Source organism: Polaromonas sp. P1_E1_2 (assembly GCF_056406035.1).
In genome coordinates this window covers 1-5,896 of sequence record NZ_JBFUAZ010000235.1, presented here as the reverse complement: position 1 = coordinate 5,896, position 5,896 = coordinate 1, and the positions used below count along the sequence as shown (strand labels likewise).

Annotated in this window: 4 protein-coding genes and 1 pseudogene; all 5 read left to right on the top strand. The window is 65.7% G+C overall.

Features of this window, described 5'->3' with window-relative positions; all coding sequences use genetic code 11:
• A partial coding sequence (locus AC1D1P_RS12340; protein WP_477673179.1) for a UvrD-helicase domain-containing protein occupies positions 1-2,825 on the top strand: 2,825 nt, incomplete at its 5' end.
• A gap of 57 nt (positions 2,826-2,882) precedes the next feature.
• Positions 2,883-3,515, top strand: coding sequence for a hypothetical protein (locus AC1D1P_RS12335; RefSeq protein ID WP_477673178.1), 633 nt, complete (start codon positions 2,883-2,885; stop codon positions 3,513-3,515).
• Positions 3,516-3,779: 264 nt separating this feature from the next.
• Complete coding sequence (locus tag AC1D1P_RS12330) at positions 3,780-5,171, top strand: TIGR03862 family flavoprotein (RefSeq protein ID WP_477673177.1); 1,392 nt, start codon at positions 3,780-3,782, stop codon at positions 5,169-5,171.
• Positions 5,172-5,251: 80 nt separating this feature from the next.
• Positions 5,252-5,533: a hypothetical protein gene (locus tag AC1D1P_RS12325; RefSeq protein WP_477673176.1), complete on the top strand. Its 282-nt coding sequence runs from the start codon at positions 5,252-5,254 to the stop codon at positions 5,531-5,533.
• 163 nt (positions 5,534-5,696) lie between these two features.
• A pseudogene (locus AC1D1P_RS12320) lies at positions 5,697-5,896 on the top strand (Crp/Fnr family transcriptional regulator); the annotation flags it as partial.

Genomic DNA, 5,896 nt, shown 5'->3' with positions numbered 1-5,896 from the left:
GGTTTGCAGCCTTGCTGCGCAGTGCGCCGGTGGCGGTGCTGCAGCGCCTGGAGCTGCCGGTGAACTACGAGCTGCTGGAAGACGATGCGCCGGCACGCGCGCTGGTGTGGCGGCGGTTTTATGCGGCCGTCGCGGTTGACGCGTCACTCAAGGCTGACTTTGAGGCGGTGGTGCTGGCGTATGGGCGTTTCCAGGCCGACAAGGCCTTGCAAGCCGCGCTCGACAAGCGCACCGAGTTCACGCTGGCTGATGAAAAAGGCGTGATCGACGCCTCGGTACAAGCCTTCAGTGCACAGTTCACTGAATTTGGCGGCCTTGATGAACCCGAAGAGCTGCTCAGCACCAACCGTTTTCACCGGCAAACCTTGAGGGACGCCGCCATCGCGCTGGGCCGCGCGAGCGCGCCGACTTTTTCGGCCAAAGGCGTGGAACTGGAGCAGGCGTTGACGGCCGGAGACTTCCCGGCGGCCATTGCGGCCCTGCTGACCGAGAAGGGCACGCCGCGCAAGTTCGGCGAAAAAATCGTCGGCATCGAACAGGTGCGCATTGCGCAGGATCTGGTGCTGCGCGTGGTGGCAGCCCGCCAGCAGCACGATGCCTGGCTGTACCAGCAGCGCATGGCGCGGCTGACGCGTGTGCTGATCGCCCAGTTCACCGCCTTGAAGCGCGACCGCGGCTGGGTCGACATGAATGATGTCGAGCGCGCCGCGCTGTTGATGCTGGCTGACCCCGTGCTGTCGGGCTGGGTGCAGGAGCGGCTGGACGCGCGCATCCGCCACCTGATGATTGACGAATTCCAGGACACCAACCCGCTGCAGTGGCAGGCCCTGTATGCCTGGCTCATCGGATACTCGGGTGCGGGCACCGCCCCCAGCGTGTTTCTGGTGGGCGACCCCAAGCAGAGCATTTACCGCTTCCGCCGTGCCGAGCCGCAGGTGTTCCGCGCTGCGCAGGCTTTTGTGGTGCACGGCCTGGGCGGTGACTTGCTCAGCTGCGACCATACGCGGCGCAACGCTGAGGCCGTGATCGACACCGTCAACTCGGCCATGGCCATGGCACGGGAGGCCGACGGCTATGACGGTTTTCGCGAACACACCACGGCTTCAGGCCTCGCCGGCGCCGTGGGCCGGCTTCCGCCCATTGCACGCAACAAGGACGAAGAGGAAGCCTCGCCGCTGGCCGCCGGCTGGCGTGACAGCCTGACCACGCCGCGTGAGTTGCCCGAGGAAACCCTGCGCACGCGCGAGGCGCGCCAGGCCGCTGCCTGGATTTCAGAACAGGTAGCCGGTGGCCTCAGGCCGCAGGACGTGATGGTTCTCTCGCGCAAGCGCGCCGGCCTGCTGCCGCTGCAGGACGAGCTGCGCGCGCTGCACATCCCTGCGCAGGTGGGCGAGAAAACCGAGCTGATCGACTGCTGCGAAGTGCAGGACGTGGTGGCGCTGCTCGACGTGCTGGTGTCGCCGCAGCACGACCTTTCATTGGCGCGCGCGCTGCGCTCGCCGCTGTTCGGGCTGGCTGACGATTGCCTGGTGCAGCTGGCGCTGCTGCAGCGCGAGCACCATCAGCCCTGGTACAGCCTGCTACAAAAAGAGGAGCTGCTTGCGTCCGATTTGAAAGGGCTGGGGCCCATTTTGACCAAATGGAAAAGCTGGCTGGACCGTTTGCCGCCACACGATGCGCTGCAGGGCATTTACGACGACGGCGATGTGCTGGCGCGTTTTGGCGCTGCCGCCCCGGCGGCGCAGCGCAGCGCGGTGCTGGCCAACCTGCGCGCGCTGCTGGGTGTGTCGCTGGCACTCGACGGCGGGCGTTACGCCACGCCTTATGGTTTTGTGCGCGCGCTCAAGGCCGGCGGCACCCAGGCGCCGGCAGCTGTCAGCAGCGAGGCGGTCCGGCTGCTGACCATCCACGGCGCCAAGGGCCTTGAAGCCGAAGCCGTGCTGCTGCTGGACACCGACACGGTCGAGCGCAACGCAGACAGCATGGGCGTGCTGGTTGACTGGCCCGGCGAGGCGACCGAACCACGCAAGTTCGTCTTCCTGGTCAGCGAAAGCCGCCCGCCGGCCTGCGCCGCCGACACGCTGGCCAGCGAGCAGGCCGCCCGCAAGCGGGAAGAGCTCAACGCCCTCTATGTGGCGCTGACGCGTGCCCGCCATACGCTGGTCATTTCATCGATAGAGCCRCACCGCGTGACGACCGAAAGCTGGTGGCAGCGCCTGCACGCACTGGTGGGCGAGCTGCCTGCGCCGGTCGCGGATGAGTCTGCAGCCGTCCATCTCGATGCGGCCGACGCGGGCGTGTTCTACCTGCCCGAGTTGCCTGAACTGCCCGAGGTCATGGCGATTTCCGAGCCCGCTGCGGTGCGCGTTGATGAAGATTCGCTCAAGGCGCGCATCGGCAAAGCCATGCACCGCCTGCTGGAATGGGGCGGTGCGCTGTCGGCGGAACAAGTGAAGGCCGCGGCGCGCGAGTTTCGCCTCAGCCCGGCGCAGGCGGCTGAGGCGGCTGCGCTGGCCAGGCGCATTCTGGCGGGTGAGGGCGCCTGGGCCTGGAACCCGCAAGCCGTGGCCTGGCAAGGCAACGAASTCGGCCTTGTCTACGCCGGGAAAGACTTGCGGCTGGACCGCCTGGTGCAGCGCAAGGACGCCGGCCACGAAGGCCACTGGTGGGTGCTCGACTACAAATCCGCCGTGGCGCCGGAGCTGCAGCCCGCGCTGGTGGCGCAGCTGCAGGACTACCGTGCGGCGGTGCAGCTGATATACCCCGGCGCGCCGGTGAAGGCGGCTTTTCTGACAGGGCGGGGAACTGTGGTCGAGGTGGACTGATCTCACACGGCTCACGCTCTACCCCGTGTTATTCGCCGACCTGAAGAAAGAAACATCATGTTCAAGCAACTTGCCGCTTCGCTAGCCTTCCTGGCTGTCCTGCCACTGGCATGGGCGCAAACCCCAGCACCTGCCAATCCCACGGTGCGCCTGCGCGCGACGATTGAAAAAGTCGATGCSACCAGCCTCACCATCAGGGAACGCAGCGGCGAAGTSATCACGCTGGTGCGCCCGGCCGAGATGGACGTGTCCGAGGTGTACCCGCTGTCGCTCGCTGACATCAAGCCCGGCAGCTACATCGGCACCGCCGGCATGCCGCAGCCCGACGGCAGCCAGCTGGCACTGGAGGTGCTGGTGTTCCCCGAAGCCGCGCGCGGCGCCGGCGAGGGCCACCGCCCCTGGGATTTGCGGCCCGACAGCACCATGACCAACGCCACCGTGGCCGACCTGGCGGCGGCGCCAACGTCGGTGCCCGGCGGGCAAAAGCTTACGCTGCGCTACAAGGACGGCGAGAAAACCGTGATTGTTCCGCCGGATGTGCCGGTGGTGTCCTTCAAGCCCGGCAAGGCCGATGAAAACGCCTTGCTGGTGCCGGGTGCCAAGGTGATGATCACGGCGCAGGAAAAAGCCGGCAAGCCGACCGCGCTGCGCGTCATCGTCGGCCGCGATGGTTTTGCGCCGCCCATGTAATGCACAGCGCGTGGGCCGGCAAGGTGCGGCCTGTGATAATTGGCGCATGCCGCCCATCGGCGCCTAACCTGTACCTGGCCCCTATTTTTAAGCGATTTAGCTCTGTAGGCCAATAGGGTCGGGCGCAAGCAGCTATCAAAAACAGAGCAAACACATTCGCCTGCGAAGCGCTATTTTTGATGCCTTTCAGGAAGGCAGTGGCTGTTTGGCCCTGATTTCTCCAATTTCACCCTGGCTCGCCCCCGCGAGCAGACGGAACACCTTTTGAACGATTCAGCCTCTCCCGTGAAACCGCCGCCTGCCGGCCCCCTGCGTGTTGCCGTGATCGGCGGCGGGCCCGCCGGCCTGATGGCCGCCGAGGTGCTGGCTACCGCCGGTGCCGCCGTGAAGGTCGAGGTGTATGACGCCATGCCTTCGGTGGGGCGCAAGTTTTTGCTGGCCGGCAAGGGCGGGCTCAACCTCACGCATTCCGAAGCACCCGAGGCTTTTCTGAGCCGCTATGGCGAGCGCGCTGCACAGCTGCAGCCGTTGCTGGCCGCGTTCGGCCCGGCCGAGCTGCGTGCCTGGGCAGAAGCGCTGGGCGTGGAAACCTTTATCGGCAGCTCGGGCCGCGTGTTCCCCAAAGACATGAAGGCGGCGCCGCTGCTGCGCGCCTGGCTGCACCGCCTTCGCCTGGCCGGCGTGCAGTTTTCCATGCGGCACCGCTGGCTGGGCTGGGCCGATGACGGAGCGCTGAAGTTTGCAACGCCGGCCGGCGAGGTGCTGGCACACGCCGACGCCGTGGTGCTGGCCCTGGGTGGCGGCAGTTGGGCCCGGCTGGGCTCTGACGGCGCCTGGGTGCCGCTGCTGGCCGCACGCGGCGTGGTAATAGCGCCGTTGCTGCCGTCCAACTGCGGCTTCGACGTGGCCGCACGCGCGGACAGCCCGGCGCAGCTTGAAGAGGCGGCTGGCGATGCCGGCGAGACCCGTCGCGAATTCCTGCAGGAGCTCATGGGTAAAAGCCCACAGCCGCACACCGGCTGGACAGAGCACTTCGCCAGCCGCTTTGCCGGCCAGCCTTTCAAGTCCGTGGCCATCAGCTTCACCGATTCACATGGCCGCAGCTTCAGCCGCAAGGGCGAGTTTGTCGCCACTGCCACCGGTGTCGAAGGCAGCCTGATCTATGCCGCTTCCTCCTTGCTGCGTGACGAGATTGCTGAACACGGCAGCGCCACCTTCCTGCTCGATTTGCTGCCCGCCAAGACCGCCGAGCAGGTGCTGGTGGAGGTGCGCCACCCGCGCGGCTCACGCTCGCTGTCCAGTCACCTCAAAAGCCGTTTGAACCTCGACGGCATCAAGGCCGCCATGTTGTACGAGCTGCTGGGCAAGGACGCCATCGCCGATCCCGTGCGTTTGGTCGCCGGCATCAAGGCGCTGCCGGTGCGCGTCACCGCGGCCAGGCCGCTGGATGAAGCCATCAGCACCGCGGGCGGCGTGATGTTTGAGGGCCTGAATGCGCAGCTACAGCTGGGTGCTGCGGCTGCTGTGCCCCAGCCCGTGTTCTGCGCCGGTGAAATGCTGGACTGGGAAGCGCCCACAGGCGGCTACCTGCTGACGGCCTGCTTTGCTGGCGGGCGTGTTGCCGGGCAGGGCGTTTTAAGTCATTTTGGCCTGTAGACCAATAGGGTCGTGCGCAAGCAGCTATTGATTTTGTAGCATTTTTTTGAACCATTCGCAGTTGCGCGAGAGGAGCCGCCATGATCGTCCGTTTTAACATCGACTCTTTTGACAAGACCCAGTACGAATACCGCGTGACCTATGAAGGCGAAGACCTGTTCGGCGACGCCGGGCTGGGCGGCATTGAAGAATGCATCATCGCCGCCACCGAAGGCCTGGGCCAGGACGCCGTGGCCGCAGAAGTCGCCTTCAGGGGCATCATCAGCGGCACCTACCCGCTGGCCTCACTGGCGCTCATGTCGGAACAGATCGCCGTTCATGCCTTGCAGACCACCGAGGCGGTTGAAGAGGTGAGCCGGTAGTACCGAGGCCCACAAAAGCCCCGGAGGTGGACTTTGCCGGGGAACTTTCGTTTGTGCGGTAGCGCACATACCGGGGGGCCGTTAGTGCCTATACTTCGAAGACGGTGCGAGATCTCTGCCAGAGGCCCAACTCGAAGCCAGATCCGCCCCGGAGTGTCTCTCGATGGCCCATTCTTCCAACCCCAAAGACAACGAGCTGCTTGCCGCATTGCCAGACGCAGAGTGGCAGCGCTGGCTGCCGCAACTGGAATGGGTCGACATGCCGCTGGGCCAGGTTCTCTACGAATCGGGCACCACACTGGACCATGTGTACTTTCCCACCACGGCCATCGTCTCGCTGCTTTATGTGATGGAAAACGGCTC